General features: G+C 63.8%; 19 protein-coding genes. 7 read left to right on the forward strand and 12 right to left on the reverse strand.

The genetic code is table 11. The features are described 5' to 3' along the window. Positions 1-14 precede the first annotated feature (14 nt). The 5 genes from ACTJK6_RS14065 to dnaE all read right to left on the reverse strand — a co-directional run bounded on the left by ACTJK6_RS14065 (position 15) and on the right by dnaE (position 7,576). Positions 15-857, reverse strand: a complete 843-nt coding sequence (locus ACTJK6_RS14065) for a glycosyltransferase family 2 protein (protein WP_440839399.1) — start codon at positions 855-857, stop codon at positions 15-17. Further along, entirely contained in the window at positions 844-1,617 is a 774-nt protein-coding gene (locus ACTJK6_RS14070; protein WP_232040607.1) for a glycosyltransferase family 2 protein, read from the reverse strand. Before ACTJK6_RS14070 ends, ACTJK6_RS14065 begins: the two co-directional genes overlap by 14 nt. A 12-nt stretch (positions 1,618-1,629) precedes the next feature. Next, the gene (locus ACTJK6_RS14075; RefSeq protein WP_232040608.1) at positions 1,630-2,910 is read right to left on the reverse strand and encodes an O-antigen ligase family protein; all 1,281 of its coding nucleotides are present in this window, start codon (positions 2,908-2,910) and stop codon (positions 1,630-1,632) included. Further along, the gene (locus ACTJK6_RS14080) at positions 2,907-3,974 is read right to left on the reverse strand and encodes a glycosyltransferase family 4 protein (RefSeq protein ID WP_440839400.1); all 1,068 of its coding nucleotides are present in this window, start codon (positions 3,972-3,974) and stop codon (positions 2,907-2,909) included. The genes ACTJK6_RS14075 and ACTJK6_RS14080 overlap by 4 nt, the downstream gene beginning before the upstream one ends. Before the next feature lie 83 nt (positions 3,975-4,057). Continuing rightward, on the reverse strand, positions 4,058-7,576 hold the full coding sequence (dnaE, locus tag ACTJK6_RS14085) for a DNA polymerase III subunit alpha (RefSeq protein ID WP_440839401.1): 3,519 nt from the start codon (positions 7,574-7,576) through the stop codon (positions 4,058-4,060). A gap of 150 nt (positions 7,577-7,726) precedes the next feature. Between dnaE and ACTJK6_RS14090 the strand changes: the two genes are divergently transcribed. Then, on the forward strand, positions 7,727-8,575 hold the full coding sequence (locus ACTJK6_RS14090) for a sulfurtransferase (RefSeq protein WP_440817486.1): 849 nt from the start codon (positions 7,727-7,729) through the stop codon (positions 8,573-8,575). A 182-nt stretch (positions 8,576-8,757) separates the two neighbouring features. Here ACTJK6_RS14090 and ACTJK6_RS14095 read toward each other — a convergent pair whose 3' ends face one another. Next, complete coding sequence (locus ACTJK6_RS14095; protein WP_232040612.1) at positions 8,758-9,330, reverse strand: flavodoxin family protein; 573 nt, start codon at positions 9,328-9,330, stop codon at positions 8,758-8,760. A gap of 78 nt (positions 9,331-9,408) precedes the next feature. Further along, positions 9,409-10,107 (reverse strand): pirin family protein, encoded by a 699-nt coding sequence (locus tag ACTJK6_RS14100; protein ID WP_440839402.1) that lies wholly within the window; start codon positions 10,105-10,107, stop codon positions 9,409-9,411. Positions 10,108-10,213: 106 nt separating this feature from the next. On the opposite strand from ACTJK6_RS14100, the gene ACTJK6_RS14105 reads away from it, so the two are divergent. Continuing rightward, complete coding sequence (locus tag ACTJK6_RS14105; protein ID WP_232040614.1) at positions 10,214-11,116, forward strand: LysR substrate-binding domain-containing protein; 903 nt, start codon at positions 10,214-10,216, stop codon at positions 11,114-11,116. 62 nt (positions 11,117-11,178) lie between these two features. Next, positions 11,179-12,114: a tRNA glutamyl-Q(34) synthetase GluQRS gene (gene gluQRS / locus ACTJK6_RS14110; RefSeq protein ID WP_414560855.1), complete on the forward strand. Its 936-nt coding sequence runs from the start codon at positions 11,179-11,181 to the stop codon at positions 12,112-12,114. A gap of 48 nt (positions 12,115-12,162) precedes the next feature. Here gluQRS and ACTJK6_RS14115 read toward each other — a convergent pair whose 3' ends face one another. Continuing rightward, positions 12,163-13,644: a DEAD/DEAH box helicase gene (locus ACTJK6_RS14115; RefSeq protein WP_392397746.1), complete on the reverse strand. Its 1,482-nt coding sequence runs from the start codon at positions 13,642-13,644 to the stop codon at positions 12,163-12,165. A 254-nt stretch (positions 13,645-13,898) separates the two neighbouring features. Here ACTJK6_RS14115 and ACTJK6_RS14120 point away from each other — a divergent pair, with 254 nt between their 5' ends. Continuing rightward, positions 13,899-14,714: an MBL fold metallo-hydrolase gene (locus ACTJK6_RS14120; RefSeq protein WP_232040617.1), complete on the forward strand. Its 816-nt coding sequence runs from the start codon at positions 13,899-13,901 to the stop codon at positions 14,712-14,714. Here ACTJK6_RS14120 and ACTJK6_RS14125 read toward each other — a convergent pair. Further along, entirely contained in the window at positions 14,698-15,408 is a 711-nt protein-coding gene (locus tag ACTJK6_RS14125; protein WP_440475671.1) for a TetR/AcrR family transcriptional regulator, read from the reverse strand. The genes ACTJK6_RS14120 and ACTJK6_RS14125 overlap by 17 nt on opposite strands. 200 nt (positions 15,409-15,608) lie before the next feature. On the opposite strand from ACTJK6_RS14125, the gene ACTJK6_RS14130 reads away from it, so the two are divergent. Genes ACTJK6_RS14130 through ACTJK6_RS14140 form a run of 3 tightly spaced genes read left to right on the forward strand, consistent with a single transcriptional unit; the run spans position 15,609 to position 21,941 of the window. Beyond that, positions 15,609-17,312 carry an AMP-binding protein gene (locus ACTJK6_RS14130; protein WP_440839404.1) on the forward strand — a complete coding sequence of 568 codons (1,704 nt, stop codon included), beginning with the start codon at positions 15,609-15,611 and terminating at the stop codon, positions 17,310-17,312. Between the two features lie 14 nt (positions 17,313-17,326). Then, positions 17,327-20,638 (forward strand): carboxyl transferase domain-containing protein, encoded by a 3,312-nt coding sequence (locus tag ACTJK6_RS14135; protein WP_440839405.1) that lies wholly within the window; start codon positions 17,327-17,329, stop codon positions 20,636-20,638. Positions 20,639-20,663: 25 nt separating this feature from the next. Continuing rightward, a complete protein-coding gene (locus ACTJK6_RS14140) occupies positions 20,664-21,941 on the forward strand; it encodes a branched-chain amino acid ABC transporter substrate-binding protein (protein WP_316869922.1) in 1,278 nt (425 codons plus the stop codon). Positions 21,942-21,956: 15 nt separating this feature from the next. Here the strand turns inward: ACTJK6_RS14140 and ACTJK6_RS14145 are convergent, their stop codons facing one another. The 3 genes from ACTJK6_RS14145 to ACTJK6_RS14155 form a co-directional block, all read right to left on the reverse strand. Then, positions 21,957-22,970 carry an MBL fold metallo-hydrolase gene (locus ACTJK6_RS14145; protein WP_316869923.1) on the reverse strand — a complete coding sequence of 338 codons (1,014 nt, stop codon included), beginning with the start codon at positions 22,968-22,970 and terminating at the stop codon, positions 21,957-21,959. A 210-nt stretch (positions 22,971-23,180) separates the two neighbouring features. Continuing rightward, complete coding sequence (locus ACTJK6_RS14150) at positions 23,181-23,684, reverse strand: hypothetical protein (RefSeq protein ID WP_260801908.1); 504 nt, start codon at positions 23,682-23,684, stop codon at positions 23,181-23,183. A 112-nt stretch (positions 23,685-23,796) separates the two neighbouring features. Further along, positions 23,797-24,621: an OmpW/AlkL family protein gene (locus tag ACTJK6_RS14155; RefSeq protein ID WP_440839406.1), complete on the reverse strand. Its 825-nt coding sequence runs from the start codon at positions 24,619-24,621 to the stop codon at positions 23,797-23,799. Positions 24,622-24,626 lie beyond the last annotated feature (5 nt).

Consider the following 24,626-nt stretch of genomic DNA (forward strand, 5'->3'; position numbering starts at 1 on the left):
CAGATGGCGCCCGCTCAGGCGCGCTGCCCTCGCAGTTCTGCAAGCCCAGCGTCTGCGCGGATGATGTCGGTATTGCGCCGAGCCATCATGCGTTGATAGTTGGGGCTTTCCTGCTCGCGCGATTGCTCGCGATGCCACAGGTGGAAGACCTCAGTCGCGCAGAAGCCGCGCTTGCGCCGCACACCTGCGTTGTACAGGCGGACCGCCAGATCGGCGTCTTCATGGCCCCACCCGACGAAGCTCTGATCGAAGCCGTTCACGCGCTCGAAATCGCTGCGCCACACGCCAAGGTTGCAGCTCTTGATGCCGCGCAGGCTGGTGTCCTTGAAGGTGCGAGGCACCGGCAAACCTGGCACCAGTAGCGGCAGGAACTTGTTGATGCGGCGCGCGCGCCAGGCGGCAAACCAATACGCGCGGTCCTTCAAGTGGATATCGATCTGCTGGGCGACGACCTCACGCGTCATCGCTTCATTCAGGAGGATGCGGCTGCCGGACAGCAGGCGCCCCCGCTCCGCCAACGCGCGATGCCGCGCCACGAAATCCGGACGCGGCACGCAATCGCCATCGAGAAAAACGAGGTAGTCGGCGTCTGTCGCCAGCACGCCGCGGTTGCGGATCTCACCCGCGCGAAAGCCGTCATCGGGATGCCAGACATGGCGTAGTGGATACGGCGCAGTCTTGACAGCGGCTTCGACCGCCACGCGTGTGTCATCGCGCGAACCGTCGTCAGCGACGACGACGTCGAATGCGTGGTCGGTCTGTGCGCCACAGCCGGCCAGTACGCGAGCCAGCGCATCTGGGCGGTTATACGTCGTAACGATGAGGGCGATGCGACGCGGCGGCTCAGCGCTTGCCATGACGATGCAGCATCATCAGCTTGATGTAGCGGTAGTACGTGCCCTCGGCGTTCGACACGGCGAGCATGAAGCCCTCCGCACCATCGAGGAAACCACGCTGGATGATGTACGTACGGATGAACGCCCACAGCCCGTGACCAATCGCACTGCCCAGCGACGCGCGCTTGCCCTTGGCATAGGCTGCGGCCGCACCGGCGGTCGAATAATCGTTCGCCTTGTCAAGCGCAGCCTTCAGGTCGGGAATCGAGTAGTGAATGATCGGCGCGCGGAAGTCGCCCACCGTACCCTCGAAGACCAGGTGCGAGTGCACCGGCGCATCGAAGAACGTCACCTGTTCACGCTTGAAGAAGCGGCGGATGCGGTCCGGCCACCAGCCCGAATGCTTCATGAAGCGGCCGCAGAAACTGGAGCTGCGCGGCATCGAGTAGACGGTGTGTGAGCTACCCGATTCCAGGACGGCGATCATCTCGGCACGCAATTCGGGGCTGATGCGCTCGTCGGCGTCCAGCGAGAGCACCCAGTCGGTACGCGCCTCGCGCAAGGCACGGTTGGACTGCTCGCCGTAGCCGGGCCAGTCGGTCTCGAACACGCGCGCACCGAGCTGGCGGCAGATGTCTTGCGTGCCGTCCGTGCTACCCGAGTCGAAGACGATGACATCGTCCGCCCAGTCTCGCACCGAACGGATGCAGTCGCCGATATCAGCGGCTTCGTTCTTGGCGACGATGATGACGGCGAGCGTGGCTCGATTGGATGCGGACATGCGAAAGCGATCTCAGAGAACAGGAGCGGCGCCAAGCTGCTGCCGGCGCCGATGAATATGCGCGGTGAATATGGCCACCATCACGCTGTAGAACACGACCGTCTGCGCGATGATCAGCATCACTTCGGTCAGCCCGAACAATACGAAACCGACACATAACGTGAGGCCCATCGCTCCCGTGGTGCGTAGGATGCGATCGTCGCACAGCGCAGCGCGCAGAAAGTACGCGGCAGGCACCAAGTACAGCGCCAACAATGCGCCGATGCCCAGCACGCCAAGCGTGGCGCCATTGTATAGAAACTCGTTGTGGGCATGCTCGAAGGCAGTCGCTTCCTGTGTGATCAGCCCCTCCGCATGAATCGCCTTGAGGGCGGGCTCGAATTGGCCTCTTCCCACCCCGGCGAGCGGATGGCGCGTCAACATCAGCGTGGCCGCTTTCCAGAGTTGGAAGCGAATGCCCACAGAGGTGTTCGTCTGGCCAGCTTGATAAGCATGGATGTCCCCCATCGCCTGATCAAAGCGGGTCCGCACCATACTCGACGACACGCATATCGCCGCCAACAGCGCGAAGAACACCAGCAAGGCGGACAAGCGCTTCTTCCAGCTCACATGGCGCAGCGTCGCCACGGCGATCAGCAGTAGTACGGGGATTGCAATCCATCCACCGCGCGCCTGGGACAGGTACGACGCATAGAGGCCAGCGCCGCCTGCCACTCCGCGCAAGATAACAAGCAGCCAGCCGTCCCTCTTGGACCAACCAATAGAAATCAGAGAGAACAGCCCCATCAGCAACGATAGATTGCCGAAAGGGATCGTGTTGGCGAACGCGCCGATCTTGTCTGGCCGCCCCACACGCAACTCAAGGTAGGCCCACACAACCGACGCCAGTGCCCCTGCAACACATCCCCACTGCACACTCTCCAGCTGTTTAGGCCGCAATTTCAACAGCGCAAAAAGCGCCAATCCGAACAACCAAAGCCTGCCATAGGCAAACGGCACAGTGCGCGGCGCGGCCGGGTTCAGCTGCGCACTGACCAGCATCGCAGTCGGCATGGCGGCCATGGCCAGGATCAGCCACCGATGTTCGCGCCACATCGCGCGCAGTCGGTTCATGACTTCTGCAGGCGCGGCCAGCATCGACCAGAACGCGGCCACCAGCAGCAGCAAGAACGACAGGAACGCTGCGCCGCGCACCGACAGCATGAAAGCCGGGAGGATGGCAATTCCGAACACGGCCAGCGCCGCCGGCGCACTGGATATCAGCGTCCGGCCACGTTGCATCGAGCCGTTCATCGCAATGTCCCCGCGCCAGGTGCAAGCGCCAGCAAGGCATCGATGTGCGCAGTGATGCTGGGGTCATAGCGCAAATGCTCACGCGGATTCGCCACGCGTGCCTGGCCGGCCTGCGCACGGGCAACAGCGGCTTCGATCGTACGCGCCAGCGTGGCTGGATCGTCGAGATCGAAGGTGGGCGCCCCCTCCTCCGAGATCACCTCGGTGCAGGCGATGTTGGCTGCCAGCACGGCCGGCGTGCCGCACAGCACGGACTCCACGCCAATCAGCCCAAACGGCTCGTAGTGCGAAGCAAGGATTGTGTAGTCCGCCGCGCGGTAGACGTTCTCGATGTCCTTGCGGTATCCCAGGTAGCGGATGTTGGGCGAGGACGACGACACCGGCCGTCCGATCACCGCCAGTTGCACCGGCAAATCCGTCTTGGAGAAGAACGCCTCCAGCAGCGGATAGCCCTTGCGCTTGTGGCTCGACGAGGGGAACACAAACGTGACGCGGTCCTTTGCAAAGCCCAGCTCATCGCGCAGCCGCTGACGCTCGGCCTCACCCACCGGCGAGAACTTCGTCTCGCTCACCGGCGGGTACACCGTCTTCACCTTGGCCGCCGGAATGTCGTAATAGTCGAGCACTTCCTGCGCCATCAGCCGCGAGTGCGCAACAACAACGTGCGAGCGGACATAGTCTCTGCGCTCCAGCGCGATCTGTTGGCGGTCCCAGAAAGCGGCCTCTTTGGAAAAGCTCTTGAGATAACCGACGTGCGTACCGCCGCAAATGGCGATATCGGATGCCCCTGTGCGGTTGCAGCCGATCATCAGATCGATGTGCTCCCGCTTGGCCAGATAGCGCACTAGCCAGCCGAACGCGTGGTCATTCAATTTGCCGGGCAGTTTGCGCGTGGGCAATGCAACTGCCTTGACCTGGCGGTATTCGGGAAGCGCCTTGTCCACCATCTTGGCGAAGAACACGGGACGGATGGCGCGCTCATGCAGGCCGCGCACCAGGTCCATCGCGTAGCGCTCGCTGCCGCCGCTGTAGCCCAGCGCGTTGCACGAGATTCCGACGTTCATGGATGCTCTAGTAATAATCGTATTGAGACTGCAGTCCTGCCGAGCGTACGCCCGGCGATGGCGCCCCCTGCGCCATCTTCAGACTACTCGTACACCGTTGCCACGTTCTCGGCGTCCAGCGCCTGACGCAGCGCGGCGATGGCGTCGTCGCTCGGAACAATGCGCCAGGCGTCGCCGAGCACGGCTTCGCAGCGGGCCTGCTCGCAGACGTAGTTGATGCGTACCGAGACGCCGTTGCCATCTGCCGCCACATGCGGCGAGAGCAGATCGCGCAGCTTGGCCGCTGTCGAATCGCCGTTCATCGACAGTCGGATCGCACGCGCAAACTTCGCGCGCGCCTGGGTCATGTCCATGACGGATTCGGCTGTCACCCGCACGCCGCCAGTGAACATGTCGTGGCGGGCGCTGCCCTGCACGATCAACACTTCGTCTTCCTTGAAGAGCGCGCGATTGGCCTCGAAGACTTCGTTGAAGACCGTCACTTCGGTGGCTTCGCTGGCGGAGCCGTCGTCGAGCATGACGATCAGCATCTTGCCGCGCTGCGTCATCTGCGTGCGCTGCCCGACAATCACGCCGGCCACCGTTTTGTTACGTGCATCGCGGTTGCCGTAGCCGCCGCCATTGCCCTTGTCGGTCACTTCGCGAGCTAGATCGGCCAGCGTCGTGCGTGCAAAGCGGCGCACCTCGTCGCGGTATTCATCGAACAGGTGACCGGAAAGGTAGAAACCCAGCGCCTGCTTTTCTTCCTGCAGCTTGCGCTTGGTCGTCCAGGCCGGTTCGTCGACAAGTTCGGGGCGATGCTGCTCGGCATCGTCACCGCTCATCAGGTCGAACAGCGACACCTGGTTGGCGGCCGCTGCCTTCTGCTCGGCGGCTTCCATGGCCAAGCCGATCGAAGCGAGCAGCTGTGCGCGGTTGGCGTTGAGGCTGTCGAAGGCGCCGGCGCGCACCAGCGCTTCGATTGTGCGGCGATTCACCTGGCGGCGGTCGACGCGCTCGCAGAAGTCGAACAAGTCCTTGAATGGGCCGTCTTCGCGTGCACGCAGGATGTCTTCGATCGCGCCCTGACCGCTGCCCTTCACGCCGCCCAGGCCGTAGCGGATGGTCTTGGCGTCGGTTGGGGCGAAGCGGTACTGGCTCGCGTTGATATCCGGCGGCAGCACGGTCAGGCCGTTCTTGCCCCGGGCATCGTCGTAGAGGATCTTCACCTTGTCGGTGTCGTCCATGGCGAGCGACATGTTGGCTGCCATGAATTCGGCCGGGTGATGCGCCTTGAGCCACGCCGTGTAATACGCCAGCAGCGCATAAGCGGCCGCGTGCGACTTGTTGAAGCCGTAGCCCGCGAACTTCTCCATCAGGTCGAAGATTTCGTCGGCCTTTTCGGTAGAGAGCCCATCCTTGGCCGCGCCCGCGCGGAACAGCGCGCGGTGCTCGGCCATTTCTTCGGCTTTCTTCTTACCCATTGCACGGCGCAGCAAGTCGGCGCCGCCGAGCGAGTATCCGCCCACGATCTGCGCCATCTGCATCACCTGCTCCTGGTAGACCATGATGCCGTAGGTCTCCTTGAGCACCGGCTCGACGCGCGGGTCGGGGTACTCGACCTTCTCGCGACCGTGCTTACGCGCGCAGAAGCTCGGAATCAGGTCCATCGGGCCTGGGCGATACAACGCTACCAGGGCGATGATGTCCTCAAAGCGGTCAGGTTTGGCGTCCTTCAGCATGCCCTGCATGCCGCGGCTTTCCAGCTGGAACACAGCGACCGTGTTGGCCGACTTCAGGATGTCGAACGCCTTCTTGTCCGTCAGCGGAATGTGACTGCAGTTCCAATCTGCCTTGGACGGATCGAGCATGCGGATGTAGCGCTCGGCCCAGTCGAGGATCGTGAGCGTGGTCAAGCCCAAGAAGTCGAACTTGACCAGGCCGACGGCTTCCACGTCGTCCTTGTCGTACTGGCTGACGACGCCGGCGTCTTCGCCGCCTTGTGTGTAGAGCGGGCAGAAGTCGGTCAACTTGCCCGGGGCGATCAGCACACCGCCCGCGTGCATGCCGACGTTACGCGTCATGCCTTCCACGCGCTGTGCGAGTTCGAGGAGCTGCTTGACCTCTTCTTCGTTGGCTTCGCGCTCGGCCAGCAGCGGCTCTTCCTTCTTCGCTTCTTCGAGCGTGACGAGCTTGCCCGGCTTGAACGGGATCAGCTTGGCCACGCCGTCAACGAAGTTGTAGCCGAGGTCCAGCACGCGACCCACGTCACGCACCGCGGCCTTGGCGGCCATCGTGCCGAAGGTGGCGATCTGCGAGACGGCATCCTTGCCGTACTTCTCTTTCACGTACTGAATGACGCGGTCGCGGCCGTGCTGGCAGAAGTCGATGTCGAAGTCGGGCATCGACACACGTTCCGGGTTCAGGAAACGCTCGAACAGCAGGTTGTATTTGAGCGGGTCCAGATCGGTAATGCCCAGCGCATATGCCACCAGCGAACCGGCACCCGACCCCCGGCCCGGCCCCACCGGCACGCCGTTGTTCTTGGCCCAGTTGATGAAGTCCGCAACGATCAGGAAGTAGCCCGGGAAGCCCATCTTGATGATGGTGCCGGTCTCGAATTCCAGGCGGGCGTAGTACTCGGCGCGCTTGGATTCACGTACTGCCTCGTCGGGGAACAGCACTTCCATGCGCTTTTCCAGCCCTTCCTTGGCAAGCTGGACGAGGTAGTCATCCAGCGACATGCCATCGGGCGTCGGGAACAGCGGCAGCTTGGGCTTGCCCAGTTCCAGCTTGAGGTTGCAGCGCTGCGCGATCTGCACCGCGTTGGCCAGCGCGGACGGAATGTCGGCAAACAGCGCGCACATCTCGTCCTGCGTCTTGAAATACTGTTCGGTCGTGAAACGGCGGGCGCGGCGCGGATTGGCGAGCAGTTCGCCCTCCGCAATGCAGGTGCGCGCTTCGTGGGCCGTGAAATCGTCCGGCGTCATGAACTGCACCGGATGCGTGGCCACCACCGGCAACTGCATGGCCGAGGCCAGCTTCACGGCTTGCTGAATGTAGGCATCGGTACCGGCGTGCCCGGCGCGCTGCAATTCGATGTAGAAAGCGCCCGGAAACACGCGCGACCAGTTCGTCGCGAGCTTGCGCGCCAGCGCATCGTTTCCATTGGCCAGCGCCATGCCGATATCGCCCGCCATACCGCCGGAGAGCGCCAGCAGGCCGGTGGCCAGGGGGGCGTTTTCCACGCCAGGCTCATCGAACCATTCGGGGGCGATTTCCGCGCGGCCGCGATGTTGGTTGGAGAGCCACGCCCTGGCCAGCAACTGGCACAGGTTCAGGTAACCCTGCTTGTCACGCACCAGCAACAGCAGGCGTGTCGGTTTGTCGCGCTCGTCGTGATTGGTGATCCACACGTCGGCGCCGACGATGGGCTTGATGCCCTTGCCACGCGCTTCCTTGTAGAAGCGCACCAGCCCGAAGGCGTTGGCAAGATCGGTCAGCGCCAGGGCGCCCATGCCGTCTTTGGCGGCGGCCTTGACGGCATCGTCCAGACGGACGTTGCCATCGACGACGGAATATTCGGAGTGGAGACGGAGGTGGACGAAGCGCGGCGAATTCATCCGCGTATTGTACCGGGTGACACCTTCCGTAAAGCATTCCGGGCGTGCCCGGTTGACCATCGACAACCCCGCACGGCTGCGCGGGCGGCTATAATTTCGGCTTACGAATCAACGGGTTACCCAAGGCGCCAGAAAATGGCGCGGCAGCACATGCAGATCGTCAATATTTCCGCTTACAAATTCGTCACCCTCGATGACCGCGAGACCCTGCGCCCCGCCCTGCTGGCCGAGTGCCAGGCGCGCGAGTTGAAGGGCACCGTGCTGCTGGCGCCCGAGGGCATCAACATCTTCCTGGCCGGCTCGCGTGAAGCCATTGACGGCATCGTCAGTTGGCTGCGCGCCGACGCCCGTTTTGCTGACCTGGCACCGAAGGAAAGCCTGTCCGACCACCAGCCGTTCCGCCGCTTGCTGGTGCGCATGAAGAAAGAAATCATTACCATGCGCCACCCGCTGATCCGCCCGGAAGAGGGCCGCGCGCCGTCGGTTGCGCCGCCAGATCTCAAGCGCTGGCTCGATCAGGGCCACGATGACGAGGGCCGCCCCGTGGTGATGCTCGACACGCGCAACGACTATGAAGTTGCCGTCGGCACGTTCAAGAACGTCGTCGAATACAACCTCAAGAAATTCACTGAATTCCCGCCCGCCATTGCCGCGCACAAGGACGACTTTGCCGGCAAGACGGTCGTGTCGTTCTGCACCGGCGGCATCCGCTGCGAAAAGGCGGCGATCCACATGCAGGAGATCGGGGTCGAGCGCGTCTATCAGCTTGAAGGCGGCATCCTCAAATATTTCGAGGAAGTGGGCGGCGCCCATTACGACGGCGATTGCTTCGTGTTCGACCACCGCACCGCTCTGAATGCCGAACTGCTGCCGGCGGGCCCCAAGCAATGCTTCGCCTGCCGCGCCGTGGTCACGCCGGAAGAACAGCAATCTCCCGACTACATCCCAGGCCAGCGCTGCCCGCATTGCGCCGGCAGCCAAGCGCGCGCCGCTGCATGAAGCACCTCGCCGCCCTCCTCCTCGTCACCACGATGTGCCTGACAGCATTGGCAGGCTGCGCGGCGAGCTGCGAGAGTGGCTCCAACCGCGGCGTGTTCTGCGGAGCAGGCACGCGGTTCTGACAGCGCTTTGCCCAACAAAAAACGCCGGACATGCCGGCGTTTTTCTTTGAGCGATCCGCTTTACTGACGGCCGCGCACAAACTGGTTGGTGATGGCAACAATGCGCTCGCCGAACAGCTTGGCGGTTTCCAGATCGCCCGGCAGCGGACCTTCTTCAGGGCTCGCATCCGACGGCGATTGCGCCAGCGCGCCACCAAAGCCCGCCAGGTAGTTCACGTCGTTGCGCGTAGCGGCCTTGCTGTTGGCCGGCATCATGCCCGTGCCAACCCAGATCATTCCGTGCTGCTGCGAGAGCGTCCACAGGTACTGGATCGACGCGTATTTGTCGCCGTTCATCGATGCAGAGTTCGTGAAACCCGCAGCGATCTTGTCCTTCCACGCGCCCGTGAACCAAGCCTTGGACGATGCATCGGCAAATTTCTTGAAGTCGCCCGAAACGCCACCCATGTAGGTCGGCGCACCAAAGACGATCGTGTCGACACCGGCCAGCAGCGCCCAGGTGTCGTCGTTGACGTCGGTGACCGAAATCAGATGCGCGTCAGCGCCGGCGCCTTGAATGCCTGCAAATACGGCCTCGGCCTGCTTCTTCGTGTGGCCATAACCGCTGTGATAAACAACTGCAACTCGTGCCATGGGAATCCTCTTGGGGTTGGGGTACCGCGGGGGAACAACGGAAAAGAAAAATGGCGCACACAGGGTGCGCCATGAACATTACGGCAGATCGAACACCAGCACTTCGCCACCTTCGCCGCCAGAGAGCGTCACCGCCTCTTCTTGCGTCAGCTTGGCTGCGTCGCCGCCAACCAGCGTGCGACCGTTAACGCTCACCTTGCCACGCACCACGTGCACATAAGCACGGCGGCCTGCGGCGATTGACAAGGACGCAGTTTCTGCGCCATCAAACTTGCCGGCGTAGAGCGCCAAGTCCTGGTGGACTTTCACCGAACCACCACGACCATCGGCGCTAGCGATCAGGGCGAGCTTGCCGCGCTTGGCAGCCTCGTCGAAATGACGTTCTTCATAGCCCGGCGTGAGGTTCATTTGCGCGGGCAGCACCCAGATCTGCAGAAAATGCGTGGTCTGGTCCTGCGCGTGGTTGAACTCGGAGTGACGCACACCTGTCCCAGCCGTCATGCGTTGCACGTCGCCCGGGCGCAGCACGCTACCGTTGCCCATGCTGTCCTTGTGCGCCAACTCGCCGTCGAGCACGTAGCTGATGATTTCCATGTCACGGTGGCCGTGGGTGCCAAAGCCCATGCCGGCTGCGACGCGGTCTTCATTGATGACGCGCAACGGGCCGAACTGGACGTGCTCAGGGTCCATGTAATCGGCAAACGAGAAGCTGTGATACGACTTGAGCCAGCCGTGGTCTGCGTAACCGCGATCTTGAGAGCGGCGGATTTCAATCATTTTGATGAATCTCCTATCCGAATTACTGCGTCGATGTGTGAATGGTACGCAGATTGGCTATAGTTGAGCGGTACGGCTTTGATTCAATACATCAAAAATTCTGAACATGGCGCTATCGCTGGAATCTCTGGAAGTGCTGGACGCGATCGAACGCAAAGGCAGCTTTGCCGCCGCGGCGCACGAACTGGGCAAAGTGCCGTCTGCCCTCACCTATGTGGTGCGCAAGCTGGAAGACGATCTCGATGTCCTGCTGTTTGACCGACGGCGCCACCGGGCGGAACTCACGCCGGCTGGCCGTGCGCTGCTCGACGAAGGCCGTCACCTGCTGCAGGCCGCGGACGAACTCGCGCGCCGCGTCAAACGCCTTGCCACCGGATGGGAAGCCACGTTGACCATCGTAGTCGACGATCTCGTGCACTTTCGCGCACTCATGCCCGTCATCCAGGATTTCTACGCCGAGAACACCGCCACGCGATTGCGCTTCTGTCGGGAGGTGCTGGCCGGCACGTGGGACGCCCTTCTCTCCGGCCGCGCGGACTTGCTGATCGGGCCGGCACAGGTGATGCAGGTGCAGGGTATCCAGACGCGCACGGTGGGCAACATCCCGTTCATCTTTGCGGTGGCGGCACATCACCCATTGGCGCAAATGGACGAGCCGTTGCCGGCAACTGCCATCACGCGACATCGCATCGTTGCCGTGGGAGATACATCGCGCAATCTGCCCGCACGCACCATCGGTGTGATGGCTGGACAAGACACGCTGGTCGTGCCGTCCATGGCAGACAAGGTGCAGGCGCAGATTCGTGGCCTGGGTTGTGGCTGGCTACCGGTACCGCTGGCGCAACCGTATCTGGATTCAGGCGTGCTGATCGCCAAGGAAACCACCGAAGACAAGCGTGCGGGCACGTTTCAGGTTGCGTGGCGCAACAACATGCGCGGCAAGGCGCTGCAATGGTGGGTCGACAAGCTGGAAGATCCGCGCCTGGGGCAGGCCCTGATGATGCAGTAGGGGCCTCGTGCGGACAAATCGCGCACAATAGCGGCATCGGCTTCTGAGCCTGGAGCGTTGCGTTGTCCCAAGCCAATCTCGATTTTTCGGAATCCACCATGTCGTCGCGGGGCCAATACCGCGGCCGCTTTGCGCCCTCGCCCACGGGGCCGTTGCATATCGGCTCGCTGGTCACCGCGCTGGCAAGCTGGCTGGATGCACGTGTACACGGCGGCACGTGGCTGGTGCGCATTGAAGACATCGACTTCCAGCGCAACGTGCCCGGCGCCGATCGCGACATCCTCGCCACGCTGGATGCGCTCGGGCTCATTCCCGACGAAGCCCCGCAGTGGCAGAGTACGCACCTATCCCGCTTTGAACAGGCGCTGGAGCAACTGCAGGCCAGCGGCAGCCTCTACCCGTGCGGCTGCACGCGCCGTGAGATTGCGGATTCCGTCACCAGCATCGACGCCAACGGCCACGTGCGTCACCAGACCCTGATCTATCCCGGCACGTGCCGCAACGGACTGCACGGCCGCCCGCCGCGCGCTTGGCGCGTGCGTGTGCCGGATGCCGACGCCGCCACCATCTGCTTCAACGATCGCTGGCAAGGCACGCAATGCCAGAACCTGGCTGAAGCCGTAGGCGACTTTGTGCTCAAGCGCGCAGACGGCATGTGGGCGTACCAGATTGCGGTGGTGGTGGACGATGCGACGCAAGGGATCACGGATGTCGTGCGCGGTGCCGACCTGCTCGACTCGACGCCGCGCCAGATCTACCTGCAGCAGCTGCTGGGGCTGCCCGCGCTGCGCTACCTGCACGTGCCCGTGGTGGTGAATGCCGACGGCGAGAAACTCAGCAAGCAGACGGGTGCACGCGCCATCAACCGCAATCAACCGCTGGCCGCGTTGACGGAAGCGGCCCAGCACTTGAGGCTGGACATTCGCGCGGGGGATGTGGAGGGGTTCTACCGGGACGCCGTCCCGGCATGGGCCAATCGCCTGGCACAACCGGCCTGATGCAATTGACCCTGGCGGCGGGAGCACCGCCGTCTTGGGTCGACTGACTTAGCGCTTACGCGGCACGCCGCCGAGCAGCGCCGCGATCGGGCGCTTGGCACTGCGCGGATGTCCGGTCGCTTGTGCCGGCTTGGCAGCCTCTGCCGACTCCGCCGGCAGAGACGATTCGTACGGGCGATTGAAGAACGGGTCGTCCGATGGGCGGAATGCCGGGCGCACGATCGTGTGATCGAGCACGCGGGCGCCATTACGCTCATCGCGCTCACGGGCGCGGCGGACTTCTCCGCGGGCACGCTTCTCGTCTCGCTCACGACGTTCACGGTCACGCGCCTGCTCGCCGGTCGGATCGAAATCAGCGAGTTGCTCGCGTGGCAGGTTGCGCTTGATCAGCTTTTCGATGTCGGCCAGGAAACGCTCATCGCCCGGCGCGAACAGCGACAGTGCATCACCGGAAGCACCGGCACGGCCCGTGCGGCCGATACGGTGCACGTAGTCTTCCGCGTTGAACGGGAGGTCGAAGTTGATCACGCACGGCATCTGCGAGATGTCGAGACCGCGCGCCGCCACGTCGGTGGCCACCAGCACGTCAACGGTACCTTGCTTGAATGCTTCAAGCGTTTGCATGCGCTCGGTCTGCGTCTTGTCACCGTGGATGGCGTTGGCGTTGATGCCTTCGCGCTCCAGCGCGCGCGCCAGGCGCGAGCAGCCGATCTTGCTGTTGGAGAACACGATGCACTGGCGCGGAAGACCTTGATCCGCACGCTGCTTCAAGAGGTGCACGAGCGCCGCTTGCTTGTGGTTGTCCGGCACCGTGTAGATGACCTGGCGGACGTTCTCTGCCGTGGCGTTGCTGCGTGCCACTTCAATGGTTTGCGGATGACGCAGGTAGCTCGCGGCCAGCTTCTTGATCTCCGGCGAAAACGTGGCCGAGAACAGCAGCGTCTGGCGGTGAGCCGGCAGCAGGTTGATGATGCGCTGCAGGTCGGGCAGGAAGCCCATGTCGAGCATGCGATCGGCTTCATCCAGCACCAGCATGCGCACTTGCGATAGGTTCACGCTGCGCTGCTGCACGTGATCGAGCAGACGACCCGGCGTGGCAACGAGAATTTCCACGCCGCGGCGCAATTGCTCAGTCTGCGGGTTCATGTCGACACCGCCGAACACGACGGCGCAGCGCAGCGCCGTGTACTTCGCGTACTTGGCGACGTTGTCGTACACCTGGTCGGCAAGCTCGCGCGTGGGCGTGAGGATCAGCGCCCGTACCGGGTGGCGCGCCGGCGACGCGCTCGTGTTGGCGTCGGGCAGCAGGTTGTGGATGATCGGCAGCGAGAAACCGGCGGTCTTGCCGGTGCCGGTTTGTGCGGCGCCCATGACGTCGCGACCGGCGGTCACCACCGGAATGGCGGCGGCCTGAATGGGTGTGGGCTTGGTGTAACCGCTTTCGGTCAGCGCGCGGAGGACGTCCGGATGCAGGCCGAAGCTGTCGAATGTCACCGATTCATTGGCCGGCGCTTCTGACGCTTCAGACATCGTTGCAGTATTCATAGGGGGAGATGCGGCATGCCGGTTGGCATGGCGGCGCGCCAGACCCAAGCGGACGATCCCGCGTGCGGCTCGCGCAAAGCGTTAAAAATCAAAAGTTTATCACGTGACACCCGGCCCGGGACGGATGACAGGCTCGCCCGGGCCACTGCCAACACCACGGCTGCCTTGACACGGATCAAGTGTGACGGGCACGCGCTGCGCGACCATCGAAACATTCCAACCGCGCGCCGCCCTCTCCCATGGTCACCACGCTCTACGAAACGCCCGAGCACGTCTGCCTGATGTTTTCGGATCTGGTCGACGATCACGACGACCTGCCGGTGCAGACGAACCAGTTCCTAATCGTCGATCACGGCCACGGCGCGCTGATCGATCCGGGCGGTCAGATGACCTACAACGCGCTGTTTTTGGCGATGAACCGGTACTTTCCGCCCAAGCAGCTCGACTACGTGCTAGCCTCACATGCAGACCCCGACATCGTCGCCTCGGCTGGACGGTGGCTGACAAGCTCAAGCTGCGACATCCTGATCTCGCGCGTGTGGGAACGCTTTCTGCCGCACTTCTGCAGCGTCGGCAAGACCGAGGGCCGCATCGTGCCGATCCCGGATACGGGCATGGCGATTCCGCTGGGGCAATCGCATCTGTTGGCAGTGCCGGCGCACTTCCTGCATTCGGAAGGCAATTTCCAGTTCTACGATCCGGTGTCGCGCATCCTGTTCTCGGGCGATCTGGGGGCCTCGATGGTGCACGCCAATGTGGCTGCCAAGCCCGTGGAAGATTTTGACGCGCACCTGCCGCTGATGGCGCCCTTCCATCGCCGCTACATGAGCGGCAACCGCGTGTGCCGGCTGTGGGCGCAGATGGTGCGAGGGCTCGATATTGAATGGATCGTGCCGCAGCACGGCCAAGCCTTCCGTGGCAAAGCCATGGTCAACCGGTTCATCGAATGGGTTGAGACGCTCGACTGTGGCATCGACCTGATGACGCCCGAAGTCTTCCGCCTGCCTGCGTTGCCGAAGGCGCCGGCCGGCGCGGCGCTCAAGACGCGCGCTTAGCGCCAGATGCCGGGGCGGCCGGCAAAATGATCTTCATCATTGCGCCCGACAGCTCCACCGCCAGCACCTCGGCATCGATGCGCGACGGGTCATGCCAGGTGTACATGAAACCCATGACGCCGCCCATCGAGTGCGCGGCGACGCGCGCATCGCCAAAGTCAAACACGCCGGCGCGCTTGCCCTCGTCGAGCAGCGCATAGAGATCGCGGTAATACGCCCGCGACATGCCGTGCAGCCACTCCACCGTTTCGGGGCGCAGGTATTGCCGATCGCGATACGTCAGCGCAGCGGCGTAATGGCAGGCAATGCAGCGGCGCGCCATTTCCAGCAGACACGCCTGCAAACGCTCTCGCACTGGCAGCGCCGGATCGGCCGTCTCGCGGATGGCCGACAGGCAGATCTGCGCGGCCTCACGGCAAAGGATGTCGAAGATCTCGTACTTGTCGGTGAAGTAGTAGTACACCGCCGGCTTGGTCACCCCGAGCGCGTTGCAGAGGTCGCTCATCGTCATGCCGGCATAGCCTTTGGTGAAGAAGAGCTGCGCGGCTGTGTCGAGAATCTGCCGGCGGCGGGCCTCCTGCCGCTCGGCGATGTGCGGGCGCGTGACCGGCGATGTGACGCCAGAGGCTTCGGGGGCCTCGGATTCACCAGACGGTTGCACGTCGGGAACGACAGATTTGCGGACGATGGACATGGCGCATATTTTCGCATGCCGCCCGCGTATGCGCCGTGGCATACGCGCATCTGGCGACAGCATTGCTCTTAAATGCTTGACGCATCAAAGAACGCTTTCTATATTCTTACCCGTTGGTATAAAAAATTACTTTTTAGTATAGAGAGTGCGGCGCCGCTGTGCGCACGCACTGCACAACCCAACGGAGACAAGCTTTGGCGATGGACGAGTCCGAGTATCTCGGCCGCGTTCGCGCGCTCTGGGCGCGCGCATGGCCGGTGGATACCCCACGTGAGCCGCATTATCCAATCGGGCGCGTAGCCCTCACCGACTACCTGCGGCACTGGGCACGCACCACGCCAGACAAACCGGCCATCCACTTCTACGGGCACGACACAACGTTCGCCCAGCTTGACGATCTCTCCGACCGCTTTGCCGCGCTGCTCGCGCAACACGGCATCGGCACTGGAGACCGCGTTGCGGTGTTCCTGTCCAACTGCCCGCAATTCAATGCGGTGTTTTTCGGCATCCTCAAACTGGGGGCCGTGTATGTGCCGATCAGCCCGCTGTCGCAGCGCGCCGAGCTGATGCATGCACTGAGCGACGCCACACCGCGGGCCATCGTCGCGCTGGATCGCCTCATGCCCCTGGTGCGGGACGTGCGTACCGAAATATCGATCGAGCACGTCTTCGTCACCCGTTACGCAGACGTGCTGCCCGCGGAGCCGACGCTGCCGCTCCCGACAATGCTGACCGAACCGCCGGTGGCCTGCGACGATGCGATCGACTTGTTGCCCGCATTGGCACAGACCACGCCGATTCCCCTGCCGCCTGCCTCACTCGATACAGTTGCCGCGCTCAACTACACCGGCGGCACGACGGGGCTGCCGAAGGGCTGCATCCACACGCAGGGCGACATGGTGGATATGGCGGCCGCGTTCTCGGCCGTATCGCTGCGTGCGGATGCCGACACCGTCATGCTCAGCTTCTATCCGCAGTTCTGGATTGCGGGCGAGAACACCGGTCTGATCTTCCCTGCCTTCCTTGGCGTGCCGCTGGTGTTGCTGGCGCGCTGGGATGCCGAGGCCTTCATGGCTGGCGTGCAGCGCTACCGCGTGACCAACGGCTCGATGCTGGTCGACAGCGCGGCCGAGGTGATGGCGCATCCTCGTGTGCATGCCTACGACTTACGCTCGCTGCGGCATACAGGCGTGTCATCGTTCGTAAAAAAGCTCAACCCCGAGTACCGCCGTGCGTGGCGTGAACTGACCGGCTCGATGATGGCCGAGAGCGCCTGGGGCATGACGGAAACGCAGACCTGCAACAGCTTCACGGTCGGCATGCAGGACGACGATTTCGACCTTCGGTCACAACCGATTTTCGTGGGTCTGCCGGTGCCAGGCACCGACTTCAAGATCTGCGATTTCGACACGCACGAGCTGATGCCGATCGGTGCCGAAGGCGAACTCTGCGTACGCACGCCGACGCTGCTCAAAGGCTACTGGAACAAGCCGGACGCCACCGCGCAAACCCTGCGCAACGGCTGGTTTCACACCGGCGACATCGGCTGCATCGACGAACAGGGATACGTGCACTACCTAGGCCGCCGCAAGGAGATGCTCAAGGTCAACGGCATGAGCGTATTTCCGGCGGAGATCGAAGCCATGCTCGGTAAACATCCGGCCATCCTCGGTTCTGCCGTGGTGGGCCGCGCCGACGAACAACGCGGCCAGCTTCCCGTCGCCTTCGTGATGCTGCGGCCCGAGGCCGTGGGCACATTGGATGACGCCACCCTTACCAGTTGGTGCCGCGACAACATGGCCGTCTACAAGGTGCCCGTCGTGCGCATCGTCGACGCGCTGCCACTCACGGCTACCGGCAAGGTGCGCAAGCAGGACCTCGCACCACTCGCTGAACAGATCTAACCCACACCCGTTCCATGACGTTTCGCAAACTGCTCATCGCCAATCGCGGCGAGATCGCCATTCGCATTGCCCGCGCAGCCGCCACGATCGGCTTGCCCTCGGTCGCCGTCTATTCCGAAGACGATCGCGACGCGCTGCATCCACTACGCGCCGATGAAGCTGCGCCCTTGCCCGGCACCGGCGCGCGCGCATATCTCGACGGTGCGGCCCTCCTTGCGGCCGCACGCGCCGTCGGCGCCGATGCGGTCCACCCGGGCTATGGCTTTCTGAGCGAGAGCGCCGCCTTCGCGCGCGAGTGCGCACAGGCCGGGGTGCAGTTCATCGGACCGTCACCGCGCGTGCTCGAACTCTTCGGCGATAAGGCTCGTGCGCGGGCGCTTGCGCACGAGGCAGGCATTCCCATCGTCAGCGGCACACAAGGCGCGACCATGCTGGACGATGCCCGCGCCTTCTTCGCCGCGCTGCCGCCCTCGCACGGCATGATGATCAAGGCCGTGGCCGGCGGCGGCGGACGCGGCATGCGTGCCGTGCACGATGCGCAGGCGATTGCCGACGCGTATGCACGCTGCGTATCTGAAGCCACTGCCGCAGGTGGTGGCGGCGACGTCTATGTGGAAGCGCTGGTGCCCTCGCCGCGCCATATCGAAATCCAGATCGTTGCAGACGCGCATGGCCACGTTGTGCACCTCGGTGAGCGTGAATGCAGCCTGCAGCGCCGTCACCAGAAGCTGATCGAGATTGCGCCCAGCCCCGCGCTGGACGAGGCGCTGCGTGCGCGCATTGCCGATGCTGCCGTCACGCTCGCCAAGGCCGCAGGCTACAGCGGCATCGGCACGTTCGAGTTCCTCGTCGAGGGCGCGGGCAAGCCGCACGCCACTTTCTACTTCATGGAAGCCAACCCGCGCGTGCAAGTCGAGCACACCGTCACGGAAATGGTGACCGGTGTTGATTTGGTGGTGACACAACTGGCACTGGCGCAAGGTGCGTCGCTCACGGATTTGGGGCTTGAGCGACCCATCGCACGGCGCGGCCATGCCGTGCAAGTGCGCATCAATGCCGAGACCATCGATGCATCAGGACAACCGCATCCGTCCACCGGCACGCTCACCGCATTCGAACCACCGAATGGCCCAGGCGTGCGCGTCGACACCTGCGGTTACGCGGGCTACCGTCCGAACCCGCGCTTCGACTCGCTGCTGGCCAAACTGATCGTCCACGCGCCGCACGGCACATATGCGCAGACGCTGGCACAGACGTACCGCGCGCTGTGCGAATTCCGCATCGAAGGGCTGGCCACCAACAAGCGGCTGCTGCAGAGCCTACTGCGCGACGCCGACGTGCAGGCCAACGCTGTGCACACGCAGTTCCTCGATGTAAGGCTCGCCGACTTGGCCGCCGGCAACAGCGAAGCGCATCCCGCGCTGCATGCCACATCGGTCGCCACCCCCGACCTGACGCCCGCAACGTCATTCCTCGATGAGCTTCCTGACGACGCTGAAGTGCTCACTGCCCCAATGGATGGCGCGCTCATCCAGATCCACGCAGAAGCCGGCGCCATGGTTGCGCGCGGCGACGTGCTGGCCGTGATTGAAGCGATGAAGATGGAACACGTCGTCATCGCGCCTGCAGCCGGTCGTGTGCTGCAGGTCTGCGCGCAGTCGGGCGCAACGGTGCGCGAAGGCCAGCCGCTGGCCGTGCTGCAGCCCGATGACGCACAACATGACGCCGCAGCCGCCGATACCGAGATCGACCTCGACCGCATTCGCCCCGACCTGCAGGCCGTCATCGACCGCCATGCATTCGGCCTCGACGCGAACCGCCCGGAGGCCGTTGCCCGCCGCCGCAAGACCGGCCAGCGCACCGCGCGCGAGAACATCGCCCACCTGTGCGACGCCGGCTCATTCATCGAGTACGGCGCGCTCGCCATCGCTGCGCAACGTCAACGGCGCGCGCTCGATGACCTGATTCGCTCCACACCGGCTGACGGCATCATCACCGGCATTGGCACCGTCAATGGCGCGCACTTTCCCGATCAGGATGCGCGCTGCATGGTGCTCGCATACGACTACACCGTGCTGGCGGGCACGCAAGGCACCTTCAATCACAAGAAGACCGACCGGGCGCTGGAGCTGGCGCAGCAGTGGAAGCTGCCCGTCGTGCTGTTTGCCGAAGGGGGTGGCGGCCGGCCGGGCGACACTGAAAAGCGTGGCGTCAGCGGCCTGGACTGTCCGACGTTCATCCACTTCGCGCGTCTTTCGGGGCTGGTGCCGACCGTCGGTATCGTCTCGGGCCGCTGCTTTGCGGGCAATGCCGCGCTGCTCGGATGCGCAGACGTGATCATCGCCACGCGCGACGCGACCATCGGCATGGGCGGCCCGGCCATGATTGAAGGCGGCGGCCTTGGCGTCTACGCGCCAGAAGAGGTCGGCCCCGTGAGCGTGCAGGCGCCGAATGGCGTGATCGACGTGCTCGTCGAAGACGAGACCGAAGCGGTCGACGCCGCGCGCCGCTATCTGAGCTATTTCCAGGGGGCGCTCACCCACTGGGAAGCCGGCGATGTGCGCCACCTGCGCCATGTGATTCCCGAAAACCGCATGCGCAGCTATGACATGCGCGCCGTGATCGATGCATTGGCCGACACGGGTTCGGTTCTGGAACTGCGTCAGGCGTTTGGCGTGGGCATCATCACCGCGCTGATCCGCATTGAAGGGCGCGCCTTCGGCTGTATCGCCAACAACCCACGTCATCTGGGCGGCGCCATCGATTCCGCCGCGGCCGACAAGGCTTCACGCTTCATGCAGTTGTGCAACGCGTTCGATTTGCCCATCGTCTCGCTGTGCGACACCCCGGGTTTCATGGTCGGGCCGGACGCGGAAAAGACCGCCACCGTGCGCCACGTCAGCCGCATGTTCGTGACGGCGGGCAACTTGCGTGTGCCCTTCTTCACCGTCGTGCTGCGCAAAGGCTATGGCCTCGGGGCGATGGCCATGGCCGCGGGCGGTTTCCACGCGCCGTTCTTCACCGCGTCGTGGCCGAGTGGCGAGTTTGGCGGCATGGGCATCGAAGGCGCCATGCGCCTGGGTTATCGCAAAGAGCTGGAAGCGGTGGAAGACCTTGCCGAGCGCGAGGCGCTGTTCCGCAAGATGGTCGATGCCGCCTACGAGGAAGGCCGCGCGCTCAACATCGCCAGTTATCTCGAAATCGACGCCGTGATCGACCCGGCCGATACGCGCCGCTGGCTGTTGCGCGGGCTGCAATCGACGCCGCCTGCGCAGCCGCGGCACGCACGCGACCCCGCCACACGCCGCTTCATCGACACCTGGTAGCCGAGAACACACACAAGGAGGAGACATGCCCGCAGCGATCCGCTTTGCCCGTCTGTTGTCCGCATCGGCCTGTGCGGCAACGTTTCTGTTCGCACACCCGACCTACGCCGCCGACACGGCGCCAATCAAAGTGGCGTTCATCGATCAGCTGAGCGGGCCGCTCTCGAATGTGGGCGAGCAGTTTCTGGCGAATCTGAAACTCGGCATCGACGACGCCAACGCACAACCGCAAGGCGTGCTGAATGGTGCGCGCTACGAGCTGTCGACCTACGACAATAAGCTCTCGGCGCAAGACAGTCTGTCGGCGCTGCAGAGCGCCATCGACGCCGGTGCGAAGATCGTCTTCACCGGCGGCTCGGGCTCCTCCGTCGTGGCCGCCATGGTGGATGCGGCCACCAAGCACAACGAGCGCAATCCGAACAGCCGCGTGCTGATCATCAACTACGCGTCGATCGACCCTGACCTGACCGGCGCGCATTGCAGCTTCTGGCATTTCGCCACCGAGGCCAACACGGCGATGAAGATGCGCGCGCTGGCCAACTTCGTGAAGACGCAGCCCGATATCCGCAAGGTCTATTCATTGAACCAGGACTACGCGCACGGCCGGCTGTGGGCGTCGTTGGGCAAGCAGATGATCTCGTCCGCACGGCCCGACGTGCAGTTCACCGGAGAGACGCTGCACCCGATCGGCAAGGTGAAAGATTTCGCGCCGTACGTCTCGAAGGCCAAGGCGACGGGCGCTGACACACTCCTCACCGGCAACTGGGGGCAAGACCTGAACCTGCTCATCAAGGCCGCCGGCGACATGAGCTACGACGTACGCTATCTGAACCACAGTGGCGCGGGCGCGCCGGGCACCGTGCTTGCCGTATCGCAGGCCAAGATCGGCAAGGTGACCTGGGTGTCGGAATGGACGCCCGGCAATGGCAACGCGCAACTGATGCAGATGGATGCGCGCGTGCGGCAGACGCCCGCTGGGGAGCACTTCGCGCCGCGCACTGTGTTGTCCGTCGAACTGGTGACGGACGCCATCCGCAAAGCCAATTCCACCGATCCGCTGAAGATTGCGCTGGCGCTGGAAGGCATGCAGAAGCAGAGCTTTCTCGGCGACGTCACGATGCGCAAGGTCGACCACCAGTTGCTGCTCCCGCAAGTAGTCTCGACGATCGCGCCGGTGGACGGAAAGACCGTCAAGATTGGCTACGACGGCACCCAGTGGGGCCACAAGACGGAGAGCACAACCGCGGCCAAAGACCTGGATCTGCCGACCACTTGCAAGATGAAGCGGCCGGCAGGCGCTTAATCGATCAATCCGAAATCAATCTGCGCGGTCCGTGCGCAGCGGGCCGTATTCGATTGGCACCCATGCGAAGGCGTTGCCGTCGCGGCGCACGTGACCCAGGCCCGGGAACGGCAAATGTGCGCCGGCCACCCAGAGCTTGTCCCGCGCTGCTTCCGCAAACAGCTTGCGTCGCGAGGCAATGGCGGCCTTCTTGTCGACGTCGTATTCGAACGCGACCTCCGGGTGCTGGAACTGCACCGCGTGGCTGTGCACGATGTCGCCCCACACCAGCAGGCTGTGTCCCTTCGAGGCAAACAGATAGCCGCTATGCCCCGGCGTATGCCCGTTGGCGATCACCGAACGTACGCCCGGCACGACCTCGTCGCCCGGCTTGAATTGCTTGAGCTTGCCCGCGGCGGCATATGGCGCCACCGAGTCGCGTGCCATCTTGAAGAACGGTTGCATGTCGGTCGGCTTGGAAGCAGCGATCGTTTCGCTCAACCAGAAATCGGCTTCTGGCGCGGCCACATACACCTGCGCATTTGGGAAGGCCGGTTGGCCTTGTGGCGTCAACAGGCCGCATGCGTGGTCCGGATGCAGGTGCGTCAACAGCACGGCGTCGATCTGCTCGGGCTGGTAGCCGGACGCACGGACGTTACCGGCCAGGCCGCCCATCGTCGGACCAAAGCACGTGCCCGAACCCGTATCGACAAGGATGCGTTTGGCGCCGGTGTCGATCAGGAAGCCGTTCACCGCCGTCTGCATCCCTGGCGTGTTCGATACGAACATCCGTGCCAGCAGGCTCTGCACCGACTTCGCATTCAGGCCGAGCAAGGTCTTGGCGGGCAGATCGGTGTAGCCGTCGTAGAGCGCGGTCACAACGTCGTCGCCCAGTGCCATGCGGTAATAGCCGGGCACCTGGGTGCGTTGTTGCGTGGCGGCGGTGCTGACAGCGGTGGCAGCCACAGCGGATGCTGCGGTTTGGGCGTGAGCAAATCCGATGGACGCCGCCATCGCGGCGGCCACGGCGGCAGAGGTGAGCAAACGCATGTCTTGGCTCCTGGGAAAGACCGCTGCCCCGGTGCAGCGGCGAAAGCCGGATCATGCCACCGCCCAGCACATTGCGTTGCCGCCATTGACGACAGGGGTATTGCCCAGAGAGAAATACGCATCCCAAAAGAAACAAGGCCCGACATGCCGGGCCCATGCTTCAGACCAATCGACGGCGGCTGCGCAACCGCCCGTCAACCGGGTACGTGCTTACTGCACGTGGAACTTCGGCGTCGACACCACCGTGCCGCTCACCGTGCAGTCCGGCGTGAGCAGTGCGTTGGTGAACGTGAGCGACGAGTTCGGATCGTTCCAGGCGGTCACGACCTTGCTGGGGCCGCAACTGCCCAGCAGGAACACGTTGACCGCCGCATTGTTGATCGACAGCTGGGTGGTGCTGTCGGCCTGGCCCGTCCACGGGTTGGAGCTGCTGGCCGTTCCCGAGATGAGGCCGCACGTCCCGCCGCCGGTAAACGATGTGGACGTGATGTTGACGATGCCCGTAGGCGTGATCGTGCCGGTGAAGGTCGCTGTGCAATTGGCGCTGATGGAGCCTTTGGACAGCGTGGTCTGACCGGTCACCGAGAACGGCTCGCCATTTGGGTTCATGGCTTGACCATCGACACGCGAAACGGTGACGGCAAGTGCGGGTGTGGCTGCTACGGTGGCAAGTGCGAGTGCAACTGCAAGAGATACGACTTTACGTGTGCTCATTTATTGCCTCACTAGAACTGACGGTAGAAACCGCCTTAAGAATGCGACGCAAACCGGTTCCCGCTCGATTCACGCCGCGCCAATTAGCCAGGCGCAGACAGCCAACACCCGGCTAAAACTTGTACGACACCCCGACGAACGTGATGATCGGATTGGCCTTGAGGGTGGTCTTGGTGGTGGCCAGCGTGGAGCCGTCCGCCGCCTTGATGACGGTTGCCGCTTCGGTCTTGAGTGGCAGATACGAGACCGTTGCCGTCAAGGCCCATTGCTTGTTGATCGCGTAGCTCGCCCCGAGGTTGAAGATCGGCGCCCACGAGGAGGACGATTTCCCTTCGACATACGTCGGCCCCGGCTTGCCCGCTCCCGCTGCCAGCACGCTGCCCAGTTCGCGATTCACCGCCGCCGCAAAGTACGGATTCAGCTCGATGTTGGTGAAGAAGCTGTAGACCACGCCCACGCCCACGAACGGACGGAACGTCGACTGCGCGTGCCCGAAGTACCACTGCAGGATGACCCCGGGGCTCCATTGGCGCGCCTTGCGCACGGCCGGCTGATTGGATGGATCATCCAGATCGACGTGGCCGAGGGCGCCCGCGGGCCCGGGCGCGCGGATCACGCCATGCCCGGTCAGCTTGAATTCGGGCGGCACGCCCGCAATCGTGGTCAGCGCAATGTTGTCGGTAAAGAAGTGCGTGAGCGTCAGGCCCAGCGTGTTGGCATTGCTCACGCGCAGCCCGCTGTTGGGCGACGTGAAGCTGCCCGGCAAGCGCAGCGGATCATTGATCGGCGCGTTGATCACGCTGGTGGTCAGGTTGTTGCTCGAGTCCTGCGGCATGATGTGGAACCAGCCCACCGTTGCCACGTTGTCACCGGCCTGCTGCGCCATGGCACCTGCGGATGCGCAGGCCGCCATCAATGCGACAGTCAGTTTCTTCATGATGC

It is taken from the genome of Ralstonia sp. 22086, from assembly GCF_052045975.1.
In the GTDB taxonomy this organism is placed as follows: domain Bacteria; phylum Pseudomonadota; class Gammaproteobacteria; order Burkholderiales; family Burkholderiaceae; genus Ralstonia; species Ralstonia wenshanensis.

Coding starts and splice junctions, on each gene's coding strand:
- ACTJK6_RS14065 (WP_440839399.1), bottom strand. CDS start 857: ATGGCAAGCGCTGAGCCGCCGCGTCGCATCGCCCTCATCGTTACGACG.
- ACTJK6_RS14070 (WP_232040607.1), bottom strand. CDS start 1,617: ATGTCCGCATCCAATCGAGCCACGCTCGCCGTCATCATCGTCGCCAAG.
- ACTJK6_RS14075 (WP_232040608.1), bottom strand. CDS start 2,910: ATGAACGGCTCGATGCAACGTGGCCGGACGCTGATATCCAGTGCGCCG.
- ACTJK6_RS14080 (WP_440839400.1), bottom strand. CDS start 3,974: ATGAACGTCGGAATCTCGTGCAACGCGCTGGGCTACAGCGGCGGCAGC.
- dnaE (WP_440839401.1), bottom strand. CDS start 7,576: ATGAATTCGCCGCGCTTCGTCCACCTCCGTCTCCACTCCGAATATTCC.
- ACTJK6_RS14090 (WP_440817486.1), top strand. CDS start 7,727: ATGCAGATCGTCAATATTTCCGCTTACAAATTCGTCACCCTCGATGAC.
- ACTJK6_RS14095 (WP_232040612.1), bottom strand. CDS start 9,330: ATGGCACGAGTTGCAGTTGTTTATCACAGCGGTTATGGCCACACGAAG.
- ACTJK6_RS14100 (WP_440839402.1), bottom strand. CDS start 10,107: ATGATTGAAATCCGCCGCTCTCAAGATCGCGGTTACGCAGACCACGGC.
- ACTJK6_RS14105 (WP_232040614.1), top strand. CDS start 10,214: ATGGCGCTATCGCTGGAATCTCTGGAAGTGCTGGACGCGATCGAACGC.
- ACTJK6_RS14115 (WP_392397746.1), bottom strand. CDS start 13,644: ATGTCTGAAGCGTCAGAAGCGCCGGCCAATGAATCGGTGACATTCGAC.
- ACTJK6_RS14120 (WP_232040617.1), top strand. CDS start 13,899: ATGGTCACCACGCTCTACGAAACGCCCGAGCACGTCTGCCTGATGTTT.
- ACTJK6_RS14125 (WP_440475671.1), bottom strand. CDS start 15,408: ATGTCCATCGTCCGCAAATCTGTCGTTCCCGACGTGCAACCGTCTGGT.
- ACTJK6_RS14130 (WP_440839404.1), top strand. CDS start 15,609: ATGGACGAGTCCGAGTATCTCGGCCGCGTTCGCGCGCTCTGGGCGCGC.
- ACTJK6_RS14135 (WP_440839405.1), top strand. CDS start 17,327: ATGACGTTTCGCAAACTGCTCATCGCCAATCGCGGCGAGATCGCCATT.
- ACTJK6_RS14140 (WP_316869922.1), top strand. CDS start 20,664: ATGCCCGCAGCGATCCGCTTTGCCCGTCTGTTGTCCGCATCGGCCTGT.
- ACTJK6_RS14145 (WP_316869923.1), bottom strand. CDS start 22,970: ATGCGTTTGCTCACCTCTGCCGCCGTGGCCGCCGCGATGGCGGCGTCC.
- ACTJK6_RS14150 (WP_260801908.1), bottom strand. CDS start 23,684: ATGAGCACACGTAAAGTCGTATCTCTTGCAGTTGCACTCGCACTTGCC.
- ACTJK6_RS14155 (WP_440839406.1), bottom strand. CDS start 24,621: ATGAAGAAACTGACTGTCGCATTGATGGCGGCCTGCGCATCCGCAGGT.